The organism is Streptococcus oralis (genome assembly GCF_001579025.1).
Lineage (GTDB): Bacteria > Bacillota > Bacilli > Lactobacillales > Streptococcaceae > Streptococcus > Streptococcus oralis_X.
This window is the reverse complement of record NZ_KQ970235.1, coordinates 1,199,581-1,222,554: the sequence shown is the minus strand read 5'-3', so window position 1 is coordinate 1,222,554 and position 22,974 is coordinate 1,199,581. Positions and strand designations below refer to the sequence as shown.

Annotated in this window: 24 protein-coding genes; 23 read left to right on the top strand and 1 reads right to left on the bottom strand. The window is 40.9% G+C overall.

Annotated features, from left to right (window positions below; all coding sequences use genetic code 11):
- Positions 1-62: 62 nt before the first annotated feature.
- The 9 genes from SORDD27_RS05805 (at position 63) to SORDD27_RS05765 (ending at position 8,779) form a co-directional block, all read left to right on the top strand.
- Positions 63-761, top strand: coding sequence for an N-acetylmannosamine-6-phosphate 2-epimerase (locus SORDD27_RS05805; RefSeq protein ID WP_001135645.1), 699 nt, complete (start codon positions 63-65; stop codon positions 759-761).
- A 113-nt stretch (positions 762-874) separates the two neighbouring features.
- Positions 875-2,203: an ABC transporter substrate-binding protein gene (locus SORDD27_RS05800; RefSeq protein ID WP_049520432.1), complete on the top strand. Its 1,329-nt coding sequence runs from the start codon at positions 875-877 to the stop codon at positions 2,201-2,203.
- Positions 2,204-2,422: 219 nt separating this feature from the next.
- Positions 2,423-3,289, top strand: coding sequence for a carbohydrate ABC transporter permease (locus tag SORDD27_RS05795; RefSeq protein WP_161801140.1), 867 nt, complete (start codon positions 2,423-2,425; stop codon positions 3,287-3,289).
- A 15-nt stretch (positions 3,290-3,304) separates the two neighbouring features.
- Complete coding sequence (locus SORDD27_RS05790; protein WP_061427881.1) at positions 3,305-4,144, top strand: carbohydrate ABC transporter permease; 840 nt, start codon at positions 3,305-3,307, stop codon at positions 4,142-4,144.
- Positions 4,145-4,589: 445 nt separating this feature from the next.
- Positions 4,590-5,042: a NanQ anomerase/TabA/YiaL family protein gene (locus SORDD27_RS05785; protein ID WP_061427879.1), complete on the top strand. Its 453-nt coding sequence runs from the start codon at positions 4,590-4,592 to the stop codon at positions 5,040-5,042.
- A 20-nt stretch (positions 5,043-5,062) separates the two neighbouring features.
- A complete protein-coding gene (locus SORDD27_RS05780) occupies positions 5,063-5,707 on the top strand; it encodes a YesL family protein (protein ID WP_061427877.1) in 645 nt (214 codons plus the stop codon).
- 170 nt (positions 5,708-5,877) lie between these two features.
- A complete protein-coding gene (locus SORDD27_RS05775) occupies positions 5,878-6,795 on the top strand; it encodes a dihydrodipicolinate synthase family protein (RefSeq protein WP_061427875.1) in 918 nt (305 codons plus the stop codon).
- Positions 6,796-6,812: 17 nt separating this feature from the next.
- Positions 6,813-7,697: an ROK family protein gene (locus SORDD27_RS05770; protein ID WP_000150266.1), complete on the top strand. Its 885-nt coding sequence runs from the start codon at positions 6,813-6,815 to the stop codon at positions 7,695-7,697.
- Between the two features lie 317 nt (positions 7,698-8,014).
- The gene (locus SORDD27_RS05765) at positions 8,015-8,779 is read left to right on the top strand and encodes a class I SAM-dependent methyltransferase (RefSeq protein WP_061427874.1); all 765 of its coding nucleotides are present in this window, start codon (positions 8,015-8,017) and stop codon (positions 8,777-8,779) included.
- A 135-nt stretch (positions 8,780-8,914) separates the two neighbouring features.
- Here the strand turns inward: SORDD27_RS05765 and SORDD27_RS05760 are convergent, their stop codons facing one another.
- Positions 8,915-9,766, bottom strand: a complete 852-nt coding sequence (locus SORDD27_RS05760; protein WP_061427873.1) for a MurR/RpiR family transcriptional regulator — start codon at positions 9,764-9,766, stop codon at positions 8,915-8,917.
- 193 nt (positions 9,767-9,959) lie between these two features.
- Here SORDD27_RS05760 and pbp2b point away from each other — a divergent pair, with 193 nt between their 5' ends.
- From pbp2b to SORDD27_RS05690, 14 genes are all read left to right on the top strand, one after another.
- On the top strand, positions 9,960-12,017 hold the full coding sequence (gene pbp2b / locus SORDD27_RS05755; protein ID WP_081103363.1) for a penicillin-binding protein PBP2B: 2,058 nt from the start codon (positions 9,960-9,962) through the stop codon (positions 12,015-12,017).
- Positions 12,018-12,027: 10 nt separating this feature from the next.
- Complete coding sequence (gene recR / locus SORDD27_RS05750) at positions 12,028-12,624, top strand: recombination mediator RecR (RefSeq protein ID WP_000966754.1); 597 nt, start codon at positions 12,028-12,030, stop codon at positions 12,622-12,624.
- Positions 12,625-12,796: 172 nt separating this feature from the next.
- Positions 12,797-13,840 (top strand): D-alanine--D-alanine ligase, encoded by a 1,044-nt coding sequence (locus tag SORDD27_RS05745; protein WP_061427871.1) that lies wholly within the window; start codon positions 12,797-12,799, stop codon positions 13,838-13,840.
- Between the two features lie 84 nt (positions 13,841-13,924).
- Positions 13,925-15,298, top strand: a complete 1,374-nt coding sequence (locus SORDD27_RS05740) for a UDP-N-acetylmuramoyl-tripeptide--D-alanyl-D-alanine ligase (protein WP_061427868.1) — start codon at positions 13,925-13,927, stop codon at positions 15,296-15,298.
- Positions 15,285-15,896 (top strand): NUDIX hydrolase N-terminal domain-containing protein, encoded by a 612-nt coding sequence (locus tag SORDD27_RS05735; RefSeq protein WP_061427866.1) that lies wholly within the window; start codon positions 15,285-15,287, stop codon positions 15,894-15,896. The genes SORDD27_RS05740 and SORDD27_RS05735 overlap by 14 nt, the downstream gene beginning before the upstream one ends.
- An 88-nt stretch (positions 15,897-15,984) precedes the next feature.
- Positions 15,985-16,689, top strand: coding sequence for a YwaF family protein (locus tag SORDD27_RS05730; RefSeq protein ID WP_042768581.1), 705 nt, complete (start codon positions 15,985-15,987; stop codon positions 16,687-16,689).
- Between the two features lie 215 nt (positions 16,690-16,904).
- Positions 16,905-18,275: a cell division protein FtsA gene (ftsA, locus tag SORDD27_RS05725; protein WP_061427864.1), complete on the top strand. Its 1,371-nt coding sequence runs from the start codon at positions 16,905-16,907 to the stop codon at positions 18,273-18,275.
- A 16-nt stretch (positions 18,276-18,291) separates the two neighbouring features.
- Positions 18,292-19,548 carry a cell division protein FtsZ gene (gene ftsZ, locus SORDD27_RS05720; RefSeq protein WP_000144261.1) on the top strand — a complete coding sequence of 419 codons (1,257 nt, stop codon included), beginning with the start codon at positions 18,292-18,294 and terminating at the stop codon, positions 19,546-19,548.
- Positions 19,549-19,551: 3 nt separating this feature from the next.
- A complete protein-coding gene (locus SORDD27_RS05715; protein ID WP_001049616.1) occupies positions 19,552-20,223 on the top strand; it encodes a YggS family pyridoxal phosphate-dependent enzyme in 672 nt (223 codons plus the stop codon).
- Positions 20,224-20,232: 9 nt separating this feature from the next.
- Positions 20,233-20,763, top strand: a complete 531-nt coding sequence (locus tag SORDD27_RS05710; protein ID WP_061427862.1) for a cell division protein SepF — start codon at positions 20,233-20,235, stop codon at positions 20,761-20,763.
- Entirely contained in the window at positions 20,763-21,023 is a 261-nt protein-coding gene (locus tag SORDD27_RS05705; RefSeq protein ID WP_000576501.1) for a YggT family protein, read from the top strand. The genes SORDD27_RS05710 and SORDD27_RS05705 overlap by 1 nt, the downstream gene beginning before the upstream one ends.
- A complete protein-coding gene (locus SORDD27_RS05700) occupies positions 21,020-21,811 on the top strand; it encodes a YlmH family RNA-binding protein (protein WP_061427860.1) in 792 nt (263 codons plus the stop codon). Before SORDD27_RS05705 ends, SORDD27_RS05700 begins: the two co-directional genes overlap by 4 nt.
- 8 nt (positions 21,812-21,819) lie before the next feature.
- On the top strand, positions 21,820-22,074 hold the full coding sequence (locus SORDD27_RS05695; RefSeq protein WP_000028988.1) for a DivIVA domain-containing protein: 255 nt from the start codon (positions 21,820-21,822) through the stop codon (positions 22,072-22,074).
- Positions 22,075-22,090: 16 nt separating this feature from the next.
- On the top strand, positions 22,091-22,885 hold the full coding sequence (locus tag SORDD27_RS05690) for a DivIVA domain-containing protein (protein WP_061427858.1): 795 nt from the start codon (positions 22,091-22,093) through the stop codon (positions 22,883-22,885).
- Positions 22,886-22,974: the final 89 nt, after the last annotated feature.

Here is a 22,974-nt window from a genome sequence, read left to right as displayed (position 1 = left end):
TTGAAAGCGCTTAACAAATGATATATAATAAGCCCATAAGAACAAGAAAGGGAGGAAAGAGGATGCCACAGATCAGCAAAGAAGCCTTGATTGAACAAATCAAAGATGGAATCATTGTCTCTTGCCAGGCACTTCCTCACGAACCGCTTTATACAGAAGCGGGAGGAGTCATTCCCTTGCTAGTCAAAGCGGCTGAGCAAGGTGGAGCAGTCGGTATCCGAGCAAATAGTGTTCGCGATATCAAGGAGATTAAGGAGGTTACGAAACTCCCGATTATCGGGATTATCAAACGTGACTATCCGCCACAGGAGCCTTTCATTACAGCTACGATGAAAGAAGTGGATGAACTGGCTGAACTAGACATCGAGGTCATTGCTCTGGATTGTACCAAACGTGAACGTTACGATGGTTTGGAAATTCAGGACTTTATCCGACAAGTTAAAGAAAAGTATCCGCATCAACTCTTAATGGCTGATACTAGCACGTTTGAAGAGGGTATAGCAGCAGTTGAAGCAGGAATTGATTTTGTTGGAACAACCCTATCAGGTTACACCTCTTATAGTCCGAAAGTGGATGGTCCAGACTTTGAACTGATCAAAAAACTGTGTGAAGCAGGTGTGGATGTCATAGCTGAAGGGAAGATTCATACACCAGAACAAGCTAAGCAAATCCTTGAATATGGGGTGCGAGGTATCGTTGTTGGTGGAGCTATCACTAGACCAAAAGAGATTACGGAACGCTTTGTTGCCGGTCTTAAATAACACAATCTCAAAAAAGAGGAGAGTGGTCGATGCGTCGGAGAAAATGAAAACGTATACAAATATAAAGAACTCATTATCCAATATGGATACGCTTATCAATTAGGAGAATACAGATGAAATTTAGAAAACTAGCTTGTACAGTACTTGCGGGTGCTGCGATTCTTGGCCTTGCTGCTTGTGGTAACTCTGGTGGAAGCAAAGATGCTGCAAATTCTGGTAGCGATAGCGGAAAAACAGAAATCACTTGGTGGGCATTCCCAGTCTTCACACAAGAAAAAACTGGTGACGGTGTTGGAACTTATGAAAAATCAATCATCGAAGCTTTTGAAAAAGCAAATCCAGATGTAAAAGTGAAATTGGAAACCATCGACTTCAAGTCAGGTCCTGAAAAGATCACAACAGCCATCGAAGCAGGAACAGCGCCAGACGTACTCTTTGACGCACCAGGACGTATCATCCAATACGGTAAAAATGGTAAATTGGCTGAGTTGAACGACCTCTTCACAGACGAATTTGTCAAAGATGTCAACAACGAAAATATCGTACAAGCAAGTAAGGCTGGAGACAAAGCTTACATGTATCCGATCAGTTCAGCTCCATTCTACATGGCTATGAACAAGAAAATGTTGGAAGATGCTGGAGTTGCAAACCTTGTAAAAGAAGGTTGGACAACTGATGACTTTGAAAAAGTTTTGAAAGCGCTTAAAGATAAAGGCTATACACCAGGTTCATTGTTCAGTTCTGGTCAAGGGGGAGACCAAGGAACACGTGCCTTCGTTGCAAACCTTTATGGCGGTTCTGTAACAGACAAAGACGTAACCAAATATACAACAGACGATCCTAAATTTGTCAAAGGTCTTGAAAAAGCTGCTAGCTGGATTAAAGACGGTTTGTTGAACAACGGTTCACAATTTGACGGTGGAGCAGACATCCAAAACTTTGCGAACGGTCAAACTTCATACACAATCCTTTGGGCACCAGCTCAAAACGGTATCCAAGCGAAGCTCTTGGAAGCAAGTAAGGTAGATGTGGTAGAAGTACCATTCCCATCAGACTCTGGTAAACCATCTCTTGAATACCTTGTAAACGGATTTGCAGTGTTTAACAACAAAGACGATAAGAAAGTCGCAGCTGCTAAGAAATTCGTTCAATTCATCGCAGATGACAAAGAATGGGGTCCTAAAGACGTAGTTCGTACAGGTGCCTTCCCAGTTCGTACTTCATTTGGCAAACTTTATGAAGACAAACGTATGGAAACAATCAGTGGCTGGACTAAATACTATTCACCATACTACAATACTATCGATGGATTTGCTGAAATGAGAACACTTTGGTTCCCAATGTTGCAATCTGTATCAAATGGTGACGAAAAACCAGCGGATGCTTTGAAAGCCTTCACTGAAAAAGCTAACGAAACAATCAAAAAAGCTACAAAACAATAAGCACTAAGTCAGATTGATTCCCCCCTTTTCCCTGTGCACTATGGTGTAAGAAAAGGGGGACTTTTGTTTGAAATGGTAGGAACTGTCACGAAATTAAAATGAAGTTCTTACATAAGCGAATCTTAAAAAATTTCATTTTGGTTTTAAAACAGTTCAAGAAAATCAAAAACTATTCTATTTGAAAGAGAGGTGCCGACTGTGAAAGTCAATAAAATTCGTATGCGGGAAACAGTGATTTCCTACGCTTTCCTAGCACCAGTGTTATTCTTCTTTGTCATCTTTGTCTTGGCTCCTATGATTATGGGATTCATTACAAGTTTCTTTAACTACTCCATGACTAAATTTGAGTTTGTGGGCTTGGACAACTACATTCGCATGTTTAAAGACCCTGTCTTTGTGAAGTCTTTGATCAATACCGTTATCCTGGTTATTGGATCTGTTCCGATTGTGGTTCTCTTCTCGCTCTTTGTAGCATCTCAAACCTATCATCAAAATGCCATTGCCCGTTCTTTCTATCGTTTCGTCTTCTTCCTTCCTGTAGTTACAGGTAGTGTTGCCGTAACGGTTGTATGGAAATGGATCTATGACCCACTATCAGGGATTCTAAACTTTGTTCTTAAGTCAAGCCATATCATCAGCCAAAATATTTCTTGGCTGGGTGACAAAAACTGGGCTTTGCTAGCGATTATGATCATCCTTTTGACAACATCTGTTGGTCAACCGATTATCCTTTATATCGCTGCAATGGGGAATATTGACAACTCACTTGTTGAAGCAGCGCGTGTAGACGGTGCGACTGAATTCCAAGTCTTCTGGAAGATCAAATGGCCTAGCCTTCTTCCAACAACTCTTTACATCGCAATCATCACAACCATCAACTCATTCCAATGTTTCGCCTTGATTCAGTTGTTGACTTCTGGTGGTCCAAACTATTCAACAAGTACACTCATGTACTATCTTTACGAAAAAGCCTTCCAATTGACAGAGTACGGCTATGCCAATACCATCGGTGTCTTCTTGGCCGTGATGATTGCCATTGTCAGCTTTGCTCAATTCAAGATCCTCGGAAACGACGTAGAATACTAAAGAAAGGAGACAGTTATGCAACCTACACAAAAGAAACCTTTAACAGCTTTCACTGTTATTTCAACGATTATCTTGCTCTTGTTGACCGTACTGTTCATCTTTCCATTCTACTGGATCTTGACAGGGGCCTTCAAATCACAGCCTGATACCATTATGATTCCGCCACAGTGGTTCCCTAAAATGCCAACCATGGAGAACTTCCAACAACTCATGGTGCAAAACCCTGCTATGCAGTGGATGTGGAACTCTGTATTTATCTCACTAGTAACTATGTTCCTAGTCTGTGTAACCTCTTCTCTAGCAGGTTATGTCTTGGCTAAGAAACGTTTCTATGGTCAACGCATCCTCTTTGCAGTCTTTATCGCTGCCATGGCTCTTCCAAAACAAGTTGTCCTTGTACCACTAGTACGTATCGTTAACTTCATGGGAATTCACGATACTCTTTGGGCAGTTATCTTGCCTTTGATTGGATGGCCATTTGGGGTCTTCCTCATGAAACAGTTCAGCGAAAACATCCCTACAGAATTGCTTGAATCAGCTAAAATCGACGGTTGTGGTGAGATTCGTACCTTCTGGAGCGTAGCCTTCCCTATTGTGAAACCAGGATTTGCAGCCCTTGCAATCTTTACCTTCATCAATACTTGGAACGACTACTTTATGCAGTTGGTTATGTTGACTTCACGTCAAAACTTGACTATCTCACTCGGGGTTGCGACCATGCAGGCCGAAATGGCAACCAACTATGGTTTGATCATGGCGGGTGCAGCTCTTGCAGCCGTGCCAATCGTAACCGTCTTCCTTGTCTTCCAAAAATCCTTCACTCAAGGGATTACTATGGGAGCTGTTAAAGGATAAGACCTTGCGAAAATCGAGTTTAAACTACACCAGCATCACCTTGCCATACTTAAGTATTGCCTGCGGTTAGCTTTCTAGTTTGTTCTTCGATTTTCATTGAGTATAAGAGAATACAGAGTTATAAGTGTCTACAAAATGGAGAGTATGCAGTTACTTCGTGAAGTTTTGTCAGACACTTATAAACTTAAGAATGAACTCTTTTCATGATACTAGTTAGAGTAGGTTCGTTTTAGGGTAACTATTTCCCGCTTTAGTGGTATCTAAGATAAGCATCTTACGCTTATCTTAGACGGAATTTTTGAGACTGACGATGAAGGAGTGAAAGGCTCAAAAATTAGGAATGAAATTCCGAAGGAATTTGCTTCCGTCCGCACTATTACAGGGAAATAGAGAAAAGATAATTCGAAACTGAAAAATAGTAACTATCAGAAACGAAGGAAACAGTATGATTTTTGACGATTTGAAAAACATCGCCTTTTACAAGGGAATCCATCCAAATCTAGACAAGGCTATCGACTATCTCTATCAGCACCGTAAGGATTCTTTCGAACTCGGTAAGTATGAGATTGACGGGGACAAGGTCTTTCTAGTTGTTCAGGAAAATGTCCTCAATCAAGCTGAAAATGATCAATTTGAGCATCATAAGAACTATGCAGACTTGCATTTGCTGGTAGAAGGACATGAATATTCGAGCTACGGTTCACGTATCAAAGACGAAGCGGTAGTATTCGACGAAGCGAGCGACATTGGCTTTGTCCATTGTCATGAAAAATACCCACTCTTGTTGGGTTATCACAATTTTGCGATTTTCTTCCCAGGAGAACCACACCAGCCAAATGGCTATGCAGGTATGGAAGAGAAGGTTCGCAAATATCTCTTTAAAATTTTGATTGATTAAAAGAATCAGGAGGAGCAAACATGGCACAAAAAGGAGTAAGCCTTATCAAGGCAGCATTTGATACAGACAACTTTCTCATGCGTTTTAGTGAAAAGGTTTTGGATATCGTCACAGTCAATCTTCTTTTTGTCGTCTCTTGTTTGCCCATCGTGACGATTGGAGTGGCGAAAATCAGCCTCTATGAAACCATGTTTGAGATTAAGAGAAGCAGACGGGTACCAGTCTTTCAAACTTTTCTAAGAGCCTTCAAGCAAAATCTGAAACTGGGTTTCCAGTTAGGTTTGCTAGAGTTGGGTATTGTGTCATTAAGCCTTTTAGATCTCTATCTCTTCTGGGGCCAGACAGCTTTGCCTTTCCAGATTGTGAAAGCAATTTGTTTGGGGATTCTCATCTTCCTCACTCTGGTGATGTTGGCTAGTTATCCCATCGCTGCGCGCTATGATTTGTCATGGAAAGAAGTGCTGCAAAAAGGGCTTATCTTGGCAAGTTTTAACTTTCCATGGTTCTTCCTCATGTTAGCCATTCTCTTTCTCATAGTGATGGTTCTTTATCTATCCGCCTTCACTCTCCTTTTGGGTGGGTCAGCTTTTATCCTCTTTGGTTTTGGTTTGATGGTCTTTCTCCAAGCAGGATTGATGGAGAAAATTTTCGCAAAATACCAGTAGGATGAGATCTTTCTGAAACTACTTTCAATCGTTATAGTTTCTAAAATACAAGTAGAAACTAAAATCTAAGTGTATACAAGATATTGAAAGCGATTTTCACAAGGTGTATACTAAACTTGTAAAGAATAGAACTGCTCTCAGCAGAAAAAAGAAATCTTAGGAGAAAATCTATGTCAGATTTGAAAAAATACGAAGGTGTCATTCCGGCCTTCTACGCATGTTATGATGATCAAGGAGAAGTCAGTCCAGAGCGTACGCGTGCCTTGGTTCAATACTTCATTGATAAGGGAGTTCAAGGTCTCTATGTCAACGGTTCTTCTGGTGAATGTATCTACCAAAGCGTAGAGGACCGCAAGTTGATTTTGGAAGAAGTCATGGCAGTTGCTAAGGGCAAATTGACCATCATCGCTCACGTAGCTTGCAACAACACAAAGGATAGTATGGAACTTGCTCGCCATGCGGAAAGTTTGGGTGTAGATGCCATTGCAACGATTCCACCGATTTACTTCCGTTTGCCAGAATACTCAGTTGCCAAATACTGGAACGATATCAGTGCTGCAGCTCCAAACACAGACTATGTGATTTACAACATTCCTCAGTTAGCAGGTGTTGCTTTGACTCCAAGCCTTTATACTGAAATGTTGAAGAATCCTCGTGTTATCGGTGTTAAGAACTCTTCTATGCCAGTTCAAGATATCCAAACCTTTGTCAGCCTTGGTGGAGAAGACCACATCGTATTCAATGGTCCAGATGAACAGTTCCTAGGTGGTCGCCTCATGGGTGCCAAAGCTGGTATCGGTGGTACTTATGGTGCGATGCCAGAACTCTTCTTGAAACTCAATCAGTTGATTGCTGAGAAAGACTTGGAAACAGCGCGTGAATTGCAGTACGCTATCAACGCAATCATTGGCAAACTCACTTCTGCACATGGAAATATGTACGGTGTCATCAAAGAAGTTTTGAAGATCAATGAAGGGCTTAACATTGGTTCAGTTCGTTCACCATTGACACCAGTAACTGAAGAAGATCGACCAGTTGTAGAAGCAGCTGCAGCCTTGATTCGTGAAACCAAGGAGCGCTTCCTCTAATCCATAAGGAGGTATTTATGACACACTACGTTGCAATTGATATCGGTGGAACCAACATCAAATATGGTTTGATTGACCAAGAAGGCCAACTTGTTGAATCGCATGAAATGCCAACTGAGGCGCAAAAGGGTGGACCTCATATCTTACAAAAGACAAAAGATATCGTAGCCAGCTATTTAGAAAAGGGCCCAGTAGCAGGTGTTGCCATTTCTTCTGCGGGGATGGTGGATCCTGACAAGGGTGAGATTTTCTATGCTGGGCCTCAAATTCCTAACTACGCAGGAACCCAGTTCAAAAAGGAAATCGAGACGAGCTTTTCGATTCCTTGTGAAATTGAAAATGATGTCAACTGTGCAGGTCTTGCTGAGGCAGTATCTGGGTCAGGCAAGGGAGCGAGTGTTACCCTTTGCTTGACTATTGGAACAGGTATCGGTGGTTGCTTGATTATGGATGGGAAAGTCTTCCATGGATTTAGCAATTCAGCCTGTGAAGTCGGTTATATGCATATGCAGGATGGAGCTTTCCAAGATTTGGCTTCTACGACAGCCTTGGTAGAGTATGTAGCTTCAGCTCATGGAGATCCAGTTGACCAGTGGAATGGGCGACGCATTTTCAAGGAAGCTACCGAAGGAAACAAGATCTGTATGGCTGGCATTGACCGCATGGTAGATTACCTTGGGAAGGGTCTGGCAAATATTTGCTACGTTGCCAATCCAGAAGTGGTCATTCTCGGTGGCGGTATCATGGGGCAAGAGGCTATCCTCAAACCAAAGATTCGCACAGCCTTGAAGGCGGCCTTGGTACCAAGTCTAGCTGAAAAAACTCGATTAGAATTTGCCCATCACCAAAATACAGCAGGTATGTTGGGAGCTTATTACCATTTCAAAACAAAACAATCTTAGTTTGGAATTATAGAATTAAGCAGAACACTTAATCACTACTCGAGTGCAAAATGTTTTGCTTAATTCTTTTTTTATTGAAAAATTTGAGCCAAAGGATGTAATCGTGAGAAACTAGGAGAAAATAACCGACTTGCATGAGAAGTTAAGGAGAGAGCAATTCTATCATCCATTGAATTGATATTTAGCTTGAGTAAATGGAAAAATGATATAATGAGATGGACGAAAAATTGACAAATTAGAATTTGTAGAGGTGAGAGAAGTGTGGCAACACATCCAATTTAAATCGAAATACTATAAAATTGCGAGGAGATTGTAAGATGAACAATTATATAAAAGTAAATGAAGATAGATGGAATAATGTAAAAAATGCCTATACTGAGCCATTGACACATGAAGAATTAGAAGAAGCTAGAAAGCATCCAATTTCTGTCGCCTTAACTGTGGGGAAAAAAGTTCCAACAGAATGGTTTGAAAAAGCCAAGGGAAAAAAGATATTAGGGTTAGCTTGTGGTGGTGGACAGCAGGGTCCCGTTTTTGCTCTAAAAGGGTATGATGTCACCATTATGGATTTTTCTAAATCACAATTAGAAAGAGATGAAATGGTTGCAAAACGAGAAGGCTTAAAAATCAATACCGTTCAAGGTGATATGACAAAACCATTCCCATTTGAAGATGAAACGTTTGATATTGTTTTTAATCCCGTTTCAAATGTCTATATAGAAGATTTAGAAAACATGTATAAAGAAGCCGCTCGCGTATTGAAAAAGGGTGGACTCTTAATGGTCGGATTTATGAATCCTTGGATCTACATGTATGATGCTGACACTGTATGGGACAAACCTGATGAGGAATTACTGTTACAGTTTTCAATCCCTTTTAATTCAAGAGAGCTTGAAGAGGAAGGCAAGATAACGATAAATCCAGAATATGGATATGAATTTAGCCATACCTTAGAAACTCAGATTAGAGGACAACTGAAGAATGGTCTCGCTATGATTGATTTTTATGAATCGTGTGATAAAAGACATCGATTATCACATTATGGAAATGACTATATCGCGACACTCTGCATGAAACTATGATATTATAGAAGGTACTTCTGAAGAATAGCTCGTTTTATTTTACGATTAGAATTTGCCCATCACCAAAATACAGCAGGGATGTTGGGAGCCTACTATCATTTCAAAACAAAACAATCCTAGTTTGGTTCAACCAAACTAGGATTTTCTAACGCGTTTTTGTCTACGATAGCCGTTGAGTTTCTTATTTTCCCAGTAGCTATTAAAGATTTTTTCCTTGCTTTCGCGATTGATTTCCAAAAAGTAGGCATAAATCAAATCGATAAAGAAGAGCATAGGAAGTTGAGCGGATATTCGTTGGATATAGGAAGGCTGGCTGTGGGTGGCTACAAGAACAGTCTCTGTGTAGACCTGACTATCTTTATTGGGAACACTTGAAAAGAGTACCGTCTTTGCCCCCATCTCCTTAGCATCTAATAAACTGTCTAAAATAGAGGGAGTTGTGCCAGAAAGTGAGAAACCAAGTACGAGACAATTTTCGTCCATAATGCTGGTTGTCCAAGCAAAGCCGTCTTGATCGGTCAAAGCCTCGCAGACCACACCCAGACGCATGAAGCGCAATTTCATTTCACGAGCTACGAGGCCAGAACTCCCTGTTCCGAAGAAGTAGACACGCTCAGCATCTTCGATTAGCTGGGCAATTCGTTCTAGTTGGATTTCGTCAATCAAGTCTTGTGTTTGTTCCCTCATGTTGCTATAACTTCTGAGGACTCGTTTGGTCAGTGGACTGTGCTTGGAGACTTGGTTGGCTTGATTTTCTGCCTGATGTTGGTATTGGAAAATAAATTCTCGGTAGCCAGTAAAGCCACACTTTTTAGCAAAGCGGGTCAGAGCAGCTTGAGAAATATGTAATTTTTGGGTGACTTGTTGAGAAGATAAATCATCTGTAATCGTTTCAGCTTGCAAAAAATAGCGAGCGATTTCTTGCTCTAGGTCTGTCATTTCTTCAAAATGTGAATCAATGACAGTTGCGATATCTGGTTTGTCCATAGGGAAGGCTCCTTTAAATGAGTCGTGTTGGAAAAAGACTAGATTATTGAACTTTTACATTCATTATAACATATAATATAGGGATGGATAAATAAAAACGTATCTTACTGTAAAAACGAAAAAAAGCTTCTTACTTTTCCATAATTTTCTACTCAAATTGTGGTACAATTAAGAGTAAGATTTTAAGTTAGAAATGAGACTGATTTGTATGAGAAAATTTAACAGCCATTCGATTCCGATTCGGCTTAATTTACTATTTGCGATTGTCATCCTGCTCTTTATGGCCATTATTGGTCGTTTGTTATACATGCAGGTGCTCAATAAAGATTTCTATGAAACAAAATTGGCCTCAGCCAGCCAAACAAGGGTAACAACCAGTTCAGCTCGTGGACAGATCTATGATGCGGCAGGGAAACCCTTGGTAGAAAATACTGTCAAGCAGGTTGTTTCTTTCACACGAAACAATAAAATGACAGCAGCTGAATTGAAGGAGACAGCCAAGAAACTCCTCACATATGTAAATGTAACTTCCCCAGATCTGACAGATCGACAGATTGCAGACTACTACTTGGCGGACCAGGATATTTACAAAAAAACAGTTGAATCCTTGCCAAGCGACAAACGCCTGGATTCAGATGGGAACCGCTTATCGGAAGCGACACTTTACAATAATGCGGTTGAAAGTATTGACGTGAGTCAACTTAATTATACAGATGACCAGAAAAAGGAAATCTATCTTTTTAGTCAGTTAAATGCTGTTGGAAACTTTGCGACAGGAACCATTGCGACAGATCCTCTAAATGATTCTCAGGTGGCTGTTATTGCCTCTATTTCAAAGGAGATGCCTGGCATTAGTATTTCTACTTCTTGGGATCGAAAGATTTTGGAAACTTCCCTTTCTTCTATAGTAGGGAGTGTATCCAGTGAAAAAGCTGGTCTCCCAGCGGAAGAAGCAGAAGCCTATCTTAAAAAAGGCTATTCTCTAAATGATCGGGTTGGAACCTCCTATTTGGAAAAGCAATACGAGGAAACCTTGCAAGGTAAACGCTCGGTAAAAGAAATCCATCTGGATAAATATGGCAATATGGAAAGCGTGGATACAATTGAGGAAGGTAGTAAGGGAAACAATATCAAGCTGACCATTGATTTGGCCTTCCAAGATAGTGTGGATGCTTTGCTGAAAAGTTATTTCAATTCCGAGCTAGGAAATGGTGGAGCCAAGTATTCTGAGGGTGTGTATGCAGTTGCTCTAAATCCAAAAACAGGTGCTGTGTTATCCATGTCAGGGATCAAACATGACCTGAACACGGGAGAGTTAACACAGGATTCCTTGGGAACTGTGACCAATGTCTTTGTACCCGGTTCGGTTGTTAAGGCCGCTACCATCAGCTCAGGTTGGGAAAATGGTGTTTTATCAGGAAACCAAACCTTAACAGATCAGCCTATTGTTTTCCAAGGTTCAGCTCCAATTTATTCTTGGTATAAATTGGCATATGGATCTTTTCCTATTACAGCTGTGGAAGCCTTGGAGTATTCATCTAATGCTTACGTGGTTCAAACCGCTCTTGGAATCATGGGCCAGACCTATCAACCAAATATGTTTGTTGGAACCAGCAATTTGGAAACAGCTATGGGAAAACTTCGTTCGACATTTGCTGAATATGGTCTTGGAGCCTCAACAGGCATTGACCTTCCAAATGAGTCAACTGGTTTTATACCAAAAGAGTATAATTTCGCTAATTACATTACCAATGCATTTGGTCAGTTTGATAACTACACCCCAATGCAATTGGCCCAGTACGTTGGAACTATTGCCAACAACGGTGTTCGGATTGCACCTCACATTGTCGAGGGGATTTATGGAAATAATGATAAGGGTGGCCTTGGGGAATTAATCCAAGCAATAGATACCAAGGAAATCAACAAGGTCAATATTTCTGAATCAGATATGGCAATCTTGCACCAAGGATTTTACCAAGTATCGCATGGAACTAGTCCCCTTACGACAGGACGGGCGTTTTCAGATGGCGCCACTGTTTCTATCAGTGGTAAGACCGGTACAGGTGAAAGCTATGTAGCTGGTGGTCAAGAAGCTAATAATACCAATGCCGTGGCCTATGCTCCAACAGAAAATCCTCAAATTGCAGTTGCAGTAGTCTTTCCTCATAATACCAATTTAACCAAAAATGTTGGGCCAGCAATTGCTCGCGACATTATCAATTTATATAACCAACACCATCCAATGAATTAGAAAGGAACTTATGCTGTATCCAACACCTATTGCCAAGCTGATTGATAGCTATTCAAAGTTACCAGGTATCGGGATTAAAACGGCTACCCGCCTCGCCTTCTATACCATTGGAATGTCTGATGACGATGTCAATGAATTTGCCAAAAACCTCCTGTCTGCTAAACGGGAATTGACCTATTGTTCCATCTGTGGTCGCCTGACGGATGATGACCCTTGCTCAATCTGTACGGATCCGACTCGAGACCAGACAACCATCTTGGTGCTAGAGGATAGTCGCGATGTGGCTGCTATGGAAAACATCCAAGAATACCACGGCCTCTATCATGTCTTGCATGGCCTCATTTCTCCGATGAATGGCATCAGCCCAGACGATATCAACCTCAAGAGTCTCATGACCCGTCTCATGGATAGTGAGGTTTCAGAGGTGATTGTGGCAACCAATGCGACAGCGGATGGAGAAGCGACATCTATGTACCTTTCTCGTCTCCTCAAGCCAGCTGGTATCAAGGTCACTCGCCTAGCACGAGGACTAGCCGTGGGAGCAGATATCGAGTATGCGGACGAAGTCACACTCTTACGAGCCATTGAAAATCGGACAGAGTTGTAGGAGTAGACAATTTACGAACTAAATTTATTCATAAGAAAATTAAGGAGACCGTCTTTGATGTTATAGGTCTCTTTTATGTTTCTTAAATTCTAGTACCATGTTCAAGTTTCAAAAAAGAAGCAAATATGATATACTAAAGAACGAGTATTCTATTAGAATTAGGACAAGCAATATGAAACAAACGATTATTCTTTTATATGGTGGGCGGAGTGCAGAGCGTGAAGTCTCTGTCCTTTCAGCTGAAAGTGTTATGCGTGCGGTCAACTACGACCGTTTCACAGTCAAGACATTCTTCATCAGCCAGTCAGGTGACTTTATCAAAACGCAGGAATTTAGCCAGACTCCAGGTCAAGAAGACCGTCTCATGACCAATGCGACTATTGACTGGGACAAGAAAATAGCGCCAAGTGCCATCTACGAAGAAGGTGCAGTGGTCTTTCCGGTTCTTCATGGTCCGATGGGAGAAGATGGTTCAGTTCAAGGATTCTTAGAAGTTTTGAAAATACCTTACGTTGGTTGTAACATCTTGTCATCTAGCCTTGCCATGGATAAAATCACGACCAAGCGTGTTTTAGAATCTGCAGGGATTGCCCAAGTACCTTATGTGGCCATCGTTGAAGGCGATGATGTGACTGCTAAAATCGCTGAAGTTGAAAAAAAATTGACTTATCCAGTCTTCACGAAGCCGTCCAATATGGGTTCAAGTGTCGGTATTTCTAAGTCTGAAAACCAAGAAGAACTCCGTCAAGCCTTGGAACTCGCCTTCCAATATGACAGCCGTGTCTTGGTAGAGCAAGGGGTAAATGCGCGTGAAATCGAGGTTGGTCTCTTGGGCAACTACGATGTGAAGAGCACTTTGCCAGGTGAAGTGGTCAAGGATGTTGCCTTTTATGACTATGATGCCAAATATATCGATAACAAGATTACTATGGATATCCCGGCTAAAATCAGTGATGATGTAGTAGCTGTCATGCGTCGAAATGCTGAAACAGCCTTCCGTGCAATTGGTGGCCTCGGTCTCTCTCGTTGCGATTTCTTCTATACAGACAAGGGCGAAATTTTCCTAAACGAGCTTAATACCATGCCAGGTTTCACCCAGTGGTCAATGTATCCACTGCTTTGGGACAATATGGGAATCAGCTACCCAGACCTAATCGAGCATTTGGTTGACCTTGCCAAGGAAAGTTTTGACAAGCGCGAAGCGCATTTGCTATAAAAATGAAAGAGAGGGTAGAAGCCAGAACCGTCACTGCCAGGTGATTAGAGTTCTCGGACTTCGACCCTTTTTAAAGGAGTAGAAATGAAATTAACAATCCATGAAGTTGCCCAAGCTGTTGGAGCTAAAAATGATGTTAGTCTTTTTGCGGACGTTCAGTTAGAAAAGGCTGAGTTTGACAGTCGTTTGATTAGGACAGGTGATTTGTTTGTGCCCCTTAAAGGTGCGCGTGACGGTCATGACTTTATCGAAACAGCTTTTGAAAATGGTGCAGTAGTAACCTTGTCTGAGAAAGAGGTTGCAAATCATCCCTACATTCTAGTAGACGACGTGTTGTCTGCCTTTCAAACCCTCGCAGCCTACTATCTTGAAAAAACGGCTGTTGATGTCTTTGCAGTTACGGGTTCAAATGGCAAGACAACCACTAAGGATATGTTGGCGCACTTGCTTTCAACAACCTACAAAACCTACAAAACACAAGGAAACTACAATAACGAGATTGGCCTTCCTTACACAGTTCTCCACATGCCTGAAGGAACAGAAAAGTTGGTCTTGGAGATGGGGCAGGATCACTTGGGAGATATCCATCTCTTGTCTAAATTGGCTCACCCCAAGACAGCCATTGTGACCTTGGTCGGAGAGGCTCATTTGGCCTTTTTCAAAGACCGTTCGGAGATTGCTAAAGGGAAAATGCAAATTGCAGACGGTATGGCACCAGGTTCTTTGATTTTGGCACCAGCTGACCCGATTGTAGAGGACTACTTGCCTACAGATAAAAAAGTAATCCGTTTTGGGCAAGGAGCTGAGTTAGAAGTCACAGACTTGATTGAGCGCAAGGATAGTCTGACCTTTAAGGCTAATTTTTTGGAACAAGCCCTCGATTTGCCAGTGACAGGTAAGTACAATGCCACCAATGCTATGATTGCTGCTTATGTGGCTCTTCAAGAAGGAGTGTCAGAGGAGCAAATTCATCAGGCCTTCCAAAATCTGGAATTGACGCGTAACCGTACTGAGTGGAAGAAAGCAGCCAATGGAGCAGATATTCTGTCTGACGTATACAATGCCAATCCAACTGCTATGAAGTTGATTTTGGAGACTTTTTTGGCTATTCCAGCCAACGAAGGAGGCAAGAAAATCGCTGTCTTGGCAGACATGAAGGAACTCGGAGACCAGTCTGTCCAACTCCATAACCAGATGATTTTGAGCCTATCGCCAGATGTGCTGGATACCGTGATTTTCTATGGAGAAGATATTGCAGAATTGGCTCAACTTGCCAGTCAAATGTTCCCAATCGGTCACGTTTTCTACTTTAAGAAAACAGCCGACGAGGACCAATTTGAAGACCTAGTCAAGCAGGTTAAGGAAAGACTCGGTGCCAATGACCAAATTTTGCTCAAAGGCTCGAACTCCATGAATCTAGCCAAGCTGGTAGAAAGTTTAGAAAATGAATGCAAGTGATTTTACCAAGTATCTGCAAAGAATGCTAGCCATTACGGATACTGGATTAACCTTTACAAAAGATCCTTTCGACCGTGAGCGCTACGAGGACTTGCGAATCCTGTTATCTGAAATGTTGAATCAGGTATCAGACCTCGATGCAGAAGAAGTGGCAGAAGTCTTGAAACCAACGTCCGCTTATGCAACTCCTCTGATGGACGTCCGTGCTTGGATTGTTGAGGATGAAAAAGTCTGTTTAGTTAGAGGAAAAGGGGAGGATAGTTGGGCTTTGCCAGGTGGTTTTGGTGAAGTCGGATATTCTCCAACCGAAAATATTCTTAAAGAAATTGAAGAAGAAACTGGTTTTAAAGCAAAAGCTGAAAGGTTACTTGCAGTTTTTGACACCAATCGTTTCCAGCTACAGAGCAAACAATATGCAAAGTTTGTCTTTGAATGCCAACTTCTTGATGGACAATTTCAAGAGAATCAAGAAATTGCTGAGCTTCAATTTTTTGCCATTGACCAATTGCCAGTCTTATCTGAAAAACGTATCACCAAGGAGCAAATGGAGATTCTTTGGCAGGTTTATAAAGGACAAAGAGACCAATATCTTGACTGAGAAGATTATTATCGTATTTCTGAATTCATTTTTTTCTATTGGCATGGTATAATATGTGAGAAGATTTTGAAATAATGAGGAATATTAAATGAATTTATGGGATATTTTCTTTACGACGAAAGCCACAGAACCACCCCAATTTGATCTTGTCTGGTATGTAAGTTTATTTACTTTATTAGCTTTGACCTTCTATGCTTCTTATCGCTATTACGATAAAAAAGTCTATCAACGTTTTTTCCAAATTTTACAAGCTGTCCAGTTGATTCTTCTCTATAGTTGGTACTGGGGAAATCACATGCCGCTGTCAGAAAGTTTACCATTTTATCATTGTCGTATGGCGATGTTTGTAGTGCTATTACTTCCTGGTAAGTCAAAATACAAGCAATATTTTTCTCTACTTGGAATTTTTGGAACGCTGGCAGCTTTTGTTTATCCAGTACCAGATGCCTATCCTTTTCCCCACATAGCCATCCTGTCTTTCATTTTTGGTCACCTAGCTCTTCTAGGAAATTCTTTGGTTTACTTATTTAGACAGTATGACTCTAGATTATTGGATGTTAAGCGGATTGTTTTATTAACTTTTTCACTTAATGCTCTAATTTTTGTGGTTAATTTAGTAACTGGAGGAGATTATGGGTTCTTGACAAAGCCACCATTGGTAGGTGATCATGGCTTAGTTGCTAATTATCTGATTGTGTCGCTGGTATTAGCTACAGCTATTAGTTTGACCAAGAAAGTATTAGAAGTTTTTTTAGAGCAGAAAGCAGAAAAAATACTTGTGAAGAAAGCTTAGGTATAAGCTTTCTTTTTTTGTAAATAACGATACTTTTTTAAAGTAAGACTGTTAAGATAAAAAAATAGAAATAAAAAGTGAAAAATGACTAGGAATTTTATCAAAAACTAAGCACAATAAGATTTTTTGTGTTATAATATTCTTTGAATAGCTATGCCCAAACATAGTTATTAAATAGAAGTGAGAAACTTGGAAGACAGAGAGGATGCGATGTAATGACTAGAGATGGTTTTTTTACAGGCTTAGATATCGGAACTAGCTCAATTAAAGTGCTAGTAGCTGAGCATAGAGATGGCGAAGTAAATGTAATTGGTGTTAGTAATGCCAAAAGTAAAGGTGTAAAAGACGGAATTATTGTTGATATTGAAGCAGCTGCTTCAGCAATCAAATCTGCAATCACACAGGCAGAAGAGAAAGCGGGTATTTCTATTAAATCTGTCAACGTTGGCCTTCCAGCAAACCTCTTGCAGGTTGAACCAACACAAGGAATGATTCCTGTAACTTCAGACACCAAAGAAATCACAGATCAAGATGTTGAAAATGTTGTCAAATCAGCTTTGACAAAGAGCATGACTCCTGACCGTGAAGTGATTACCTTTATTCCAGAAGAATTCATCGTGGATGGTTTCCAAGGAATTCGTGACCCTCGTGGTATGATGGGTGTTCGTTTGGAAATGCGTGGTCTGCTTTACACAGGTCCTCGTACAATTCTACACAATCTTCGCAAGACAGTTGAGCGTGTAGGTATTCATGTTGATAATGTGATTATTTCACCTTTGGCAATTGTGAACTCCGTTCTCAATGAAGGCGAACGTGAATTTGGTGCGACTGTCATTGACATGGGTGGAGGTCAGACTACTGTAGCGACTATCCGTAACCAAGAATTGCAGTTCACTAACATCTACCAAGAAGGTGGAGATTACGTTACTAAAGACATTTCTAAAGTCTTGAAAACATCTCAAAAAATTGCAGAAAGTTTGAAATTGAACTATGGTGAAGCTTACGTTCCACTAGCAAGTAACGAAACTTTCCAAGTTGAAGTAATTGGTGAAGTTGAACCTGTTGAAGTGACAGAAAGCTATTTGGCAGAAATTATCTCAGCACGCATCAAACATATCTTTGACAAAATCAAACAAGAGTTGGAAAGAAGACACTTGTTAGATTTACCTGGAGGTATCGTCCTTATCGGTGGAAATGCAATTTTGCCAGGAATTGTTGAATTAGCCCAAGAAGTATTTGGTGTTCGCGTAAAACTCTATGTACCAAATCAAGTTGGAATTCGCAACCCTGCATTTGCGCACGTGATTAGCTTGTCTGAGTTTGCTGGTAAATTGACTGAAGTCAATCTTCTTGCTCAAAAAGCAGTTAAAGGAGATGAATTCCTTCGTCAAAAACCAATCAACTTTGGCATTCCAAATCAACGTTTGAATCCAGTAGCGCAACCAAGTCCAGCACAAGCAGCTCCAGCTGAAACTGTGCAGGACGCTCCGGTTGCTCCCAAGGAAGAATTCCAAGCAAGTTCTCAAAGTAAACCGAAGCTAACAGAACGTTTCCGTGGTTTGATCGGAAGCATGTTTGATGAATAAAAGAGGATAAGAAATTATGACATTTTCATTTGATACAGCAGCAGCTCAAGGCGCAGTTATTAAGGTAATTGGTGTCGGTGGTGGTGGTGGTAACGCCATCAACCGCATGGTTGACGAAGGTGTTGCTGGTGTAGAATTTATCGCAGCCAACACTGATGTACAAGCCCTTAGCAGTACGAAAGCAGAAACAGTTATCCAACTTGGTCCTAAATTGACTCGTGGTTTGGGTGCTGGAGGTCGTCCAGAAGTTGGACGTAAAGCTGCAGAAGAAAGTGAAGAAGCTTTGACAGAAGCTATCACTGGAGCAGACATGGTCTTTATCACTGCAGGTATGGGTGGTGGATCTGGTACAGGTGCAGCCCCTGTTATTGCACGTATCGCTAAAGATCTTGGTGCTCTTACAGTTGGTGTTGTGACACGTCCTTTCGGATTTGAAGGAAGCAAACGTGGCCAGTACGCTGTAGAAGGAATCAACGAACTTCGCGAGCATGTTGATACTTTGTTGATTATCTCTAACAACAACTTGCTTGAAATCGTTGATAAGAAAACGCCACTTCTTGAAGCTCTTAGCGAAGCAGATAACGTTCTTCGCCAAGGTGTTCAAGGGATCACTGACTTGATCACGAACCCAGGATTGATTAACCTTGACTTTGCTGACGTGAAAACTGTAATGGCAAACAAAGGGAATGCCCTTATGGGTATCGGTATCGGTAGTGGTGAAGAACGTGTTGTTGAAGCAGCTCGTAAAGCAATTTACTCTCCACTTCTTGAAACAACAATCGATGGTGCAGAGGATGTCATCGTCAACGTTACTGGTGGTCTTGACTTGACCTTGATTGAAGCAGAAGAAGCTTCAGAAATTGTCAACCAAGCAGCTGGCCAAGGTGTAAACATCTGGCTTGGAACATCAATTGACGAAAGCATGAAGGATGAAATCCGTGTAACCGTTGTAGCCACAGGTGTTCGTCAAGAGCGCGTGGAAAAAGTAGTTGGAGCTCGTAACAACCAACCAGTTGGACGTCCATCAACTAAAGCGCCACAAGCACACACATTTGACCGTCAATTCGACTTGGAAGAGACAGCAGAATTGCCTAAATCAAGTCCTCGTCGCTTTGAAACTAACCAAGCCTCTGCTTTTGGAGACTGGGACTTGCGTCGTGAGTCTATTGTTCGCCAAACAGATCCAGTTGTTTCACCAGTAGAACGCTTCGAAACACCAGTTTCACAAGATGAAGATGAATTGGATACACCTCCATTCTTCAAAAATCGTTAATCAATGAATTTGAAAAAAAATACTGAATTAGTATTTCAGCAAATAGCTGATGCTAGTCAAGAAGCCAACCGTGCTCTAGATGCTGTTTCAGTAATCGCAGTGACAAAGTATGTAGATGTACAAACAGCGGAAGCCTTGCTTCCGCTTGGTGTCCGTCATATAGGTGAAAATCGAGTTGATAAATTTTTAGAAAAATATCAGGCCTTGAAAGATTACCCAGTCACTTGGCATTTAATAGGAACGCTACAAAGACGGAAAGTGAAAGAAGTAATCCCATATGTGGATTACTTTCATGCTTTAGACTCCCTGAAGTTAGCCCAGGAAATTCAAAAGAGAACAGATCATGTTATCAAGTGTTTCTTGCAGGTCAATATTTCTGGGGAAGAAAGCAAGCATGGGTTTTCAAAAGAAGAATTGCTAGAACTTTTGCCAGAATTGGCTAAGTTAGATCAGATTGAGTATGTTGGTTTAATGACCATGGCTCCTTTTGAGGCAGACAGTGATGAATTGAAAGAAATTTTCAAGGATACGCAGGCTCTGCAAGCAGAAATTAGAGAAAAACAAATCCCTAATATGCCGATGACAGAGCTAAGCATGGGAATGAGTCGTGATTTTAAAGAAGCGATTCAGTTCGGCTCAACCTTTGTTCGAATCGGTACAGCATTTTTTAAATAGGAGAGAGCTATGTCTTTAAAAGATAGATTCGATAAATTTATAGATTATTTTACAGAAGACGGAGAAGAAACGACTAACTACCAGACTCGACAAGAGGAAACAGTTAGCCCAGCCATCTCATCTTCTAAAGAATTACCAGCACCTGCTCAGTCAGGATCAGCAAAAGATGCAAATATTACTCGTCTACATGCGCGACAGCAAGAATTGGCAATGCAAAGCCATCGTTCAGATGAGAAAGTGACAATTGACGTTCGCTATCCAAGAAAATATGAAGATGCAACGGAAATTGTTGATTTGTTGGCTGGCAATGAAAGTATTTTGATTGACTTCCAATACATGACAGAGGTACAAGCCCGTCGTTGCCTTGATTACTTGGACGGAGCCCGTCATGTCTTGGCTGGAAATATGAAAAAAGTTGCGAGCACGATGTATCTATTGACTCCTGTCAACGTTATCGTGAATATTGAAGATATCAAGCTTCCAGATGAATCACAAAGCGCTGAGTTTGGTTTTGATATTAAACGAAATAGAGCAAGATAATGATTTTCTTAATCCGTTTAATCCAAAATGCGGTTAGCATTTATTCCATCATTCTCGTTGCATTTGCTCTGCTTTCATGGTTTCCCAATGCCTATGAAAGCCAACTAGGACGCTTAGTCATCAGACTTGCTCGCCCAGTTATTGAGCCACTTCGTAAGCTCAATCTACAATTTGCTGGTCTTGATTTTACGGTTTGGGCAGCGCTGATTTTGATTCAGTTTGTTGGAAATCTCTTAACACGACTAGTCCTATTACTATGACAGTAAATCGAGCCATTTATCAGCATTTTTCCCAAGATGATATTCCCTTTATTGATAAGGGATTAGAGTGGATCAAGCGGGTAGAAGATACATATGCACCGGTACTTACTCCTTTTATCAATCCCCATCAGGAACAGATCTTAAGGGTGCTAGCTGGGACATATGGACTGGGTTGCCAAAGTAGTGGTGATGTTCTTCCGACAGAGTCGGTTCGAGTTCTTCTCTATCCAGATTACTTTGAACCGGAGATATCAGACTTTGAAATGGCCTTGTTGGAAATTTGCTATCCGAGTAAGTTTGAACAACTGAGTCATGGAAAAATATTGGGAACAATCATCAACCAACTAGGAATTGACCGTAAATTATTTGGTGATATCTTGGTAGATGAAAAGAGAGCACAGATTTTTGTCAATCGTGATTTCATTCCTCTTTTTCAGGATGGAATAAGAAAGATTGGCAGACTTCCTGTATCGCTGGAGGAACGTCCTTTTACCGATAGGATTTTGTCTAAAATTGATTATAGAGAACGAGAAATTTTAGTTTCGAGTTTTCGATTGGATGCCCTCTTATCAAGTGCCTTGAAATTATCTAGAAACCAAGCTAGTCAACTGATAGAGAAAAAATCTGTCCAGGTGAACTATCATCTGGTTGAAAAAAGTGATTACCAGGTTGCAGTTGGAGATTTGATCAGTGTGAGAAAGTTTGGTCGTCTAAAAATTGTCAAAGACAATGGACAGACCAAAAAGGATAAGAAAAAACTAACAGTCCGGCTACTTTTAAGCAAGTGAGAAAAAATATGTCAATTACACCACAAGAAATAAGTGATAAAGCTTTCTCAAGAACATTCAGAGGCTACAATCAGGAAGAAGTTGACCTCTTTCTAGATAAGATTTACTTTGAATTAGAGGAGATGATTCGATACAAAGATGAAACTGAACTCTATATCAAAAAACTAGAAGAACGTCTTTCCTATTATACGAATGATATTCCTAAGAGAACAGTAACAAGCGAGCAAGAACCAGAAGCAATTAATGATTCTATTTTTTATTAAGTAAGTGAGGAAAAGTATGCCAATTACATCGTTAGAAATTAAAGATAAAACCTTTGGTACAAGATTTAGAGGTTTTGATCCAGAAGAAGTAGATGAATTTCTGGATATCGTTGTTCGTGACTACGAAGACTTGGTTCGTAGCAATCACGATAAAGAGACACACATCAAGAGTTTGGAAGAACGTTTGTCTTACTTTGATGAGATGAAGGATTCCTTGAGTCAGTCAGTTTTGATTGCTCAAGATACTGCAGAGCGTGTTAAACAAGCTGCTCAAGAACGTTCAAACAATATTATTCAACAAGCTGAACAAGAAGCTCAGCGTTTGCTTGAAGAAGCGAAATACAAGGCAAATGAAATTCTCCGTCAGGCTACAGATAATGCGAAGAGAGTGGCTGTTGAGACAGAAGAGTTGAAGAACAAGAGCCGTGTATTCCATCAACGCCTCAAGTCTACGATTGAAAGTCAGTTAGCAATTGTTGAGTCATCTGATTGGGAAGATATTCTTCGCCCAACAGCTACTTACCTTCAGACAAGTGATGAAGCCTTTAAAGAAGTGGTGGGTGAAGTTCTTGGTGAAACTGTATCTTTACAACCAGAGGAAGAACCTATTGATATGACTCGTCAATTCACACCAGAAGAGGTTGCTGAATTACAAGCTCGTATCGAGGCTGGCAACAAAGAATTAGCTGAGTTTGAAGCTCAACAAAATCAACAGACAGAAGAAAGTGACCAGCATGAAGAGTCAGTTGAAGTAGAAGCTACTGCAACAACTGAGGACGATGCAAACAAAGAATCTGTTCTTATCCTATAAAAAAATGTGAGAACAAGATCCAACCAACTATATTTTCAGCGAGCGGGAGATGGTGAGAGTCCTGCAATCCCTAGTGGTTAGATTATCCT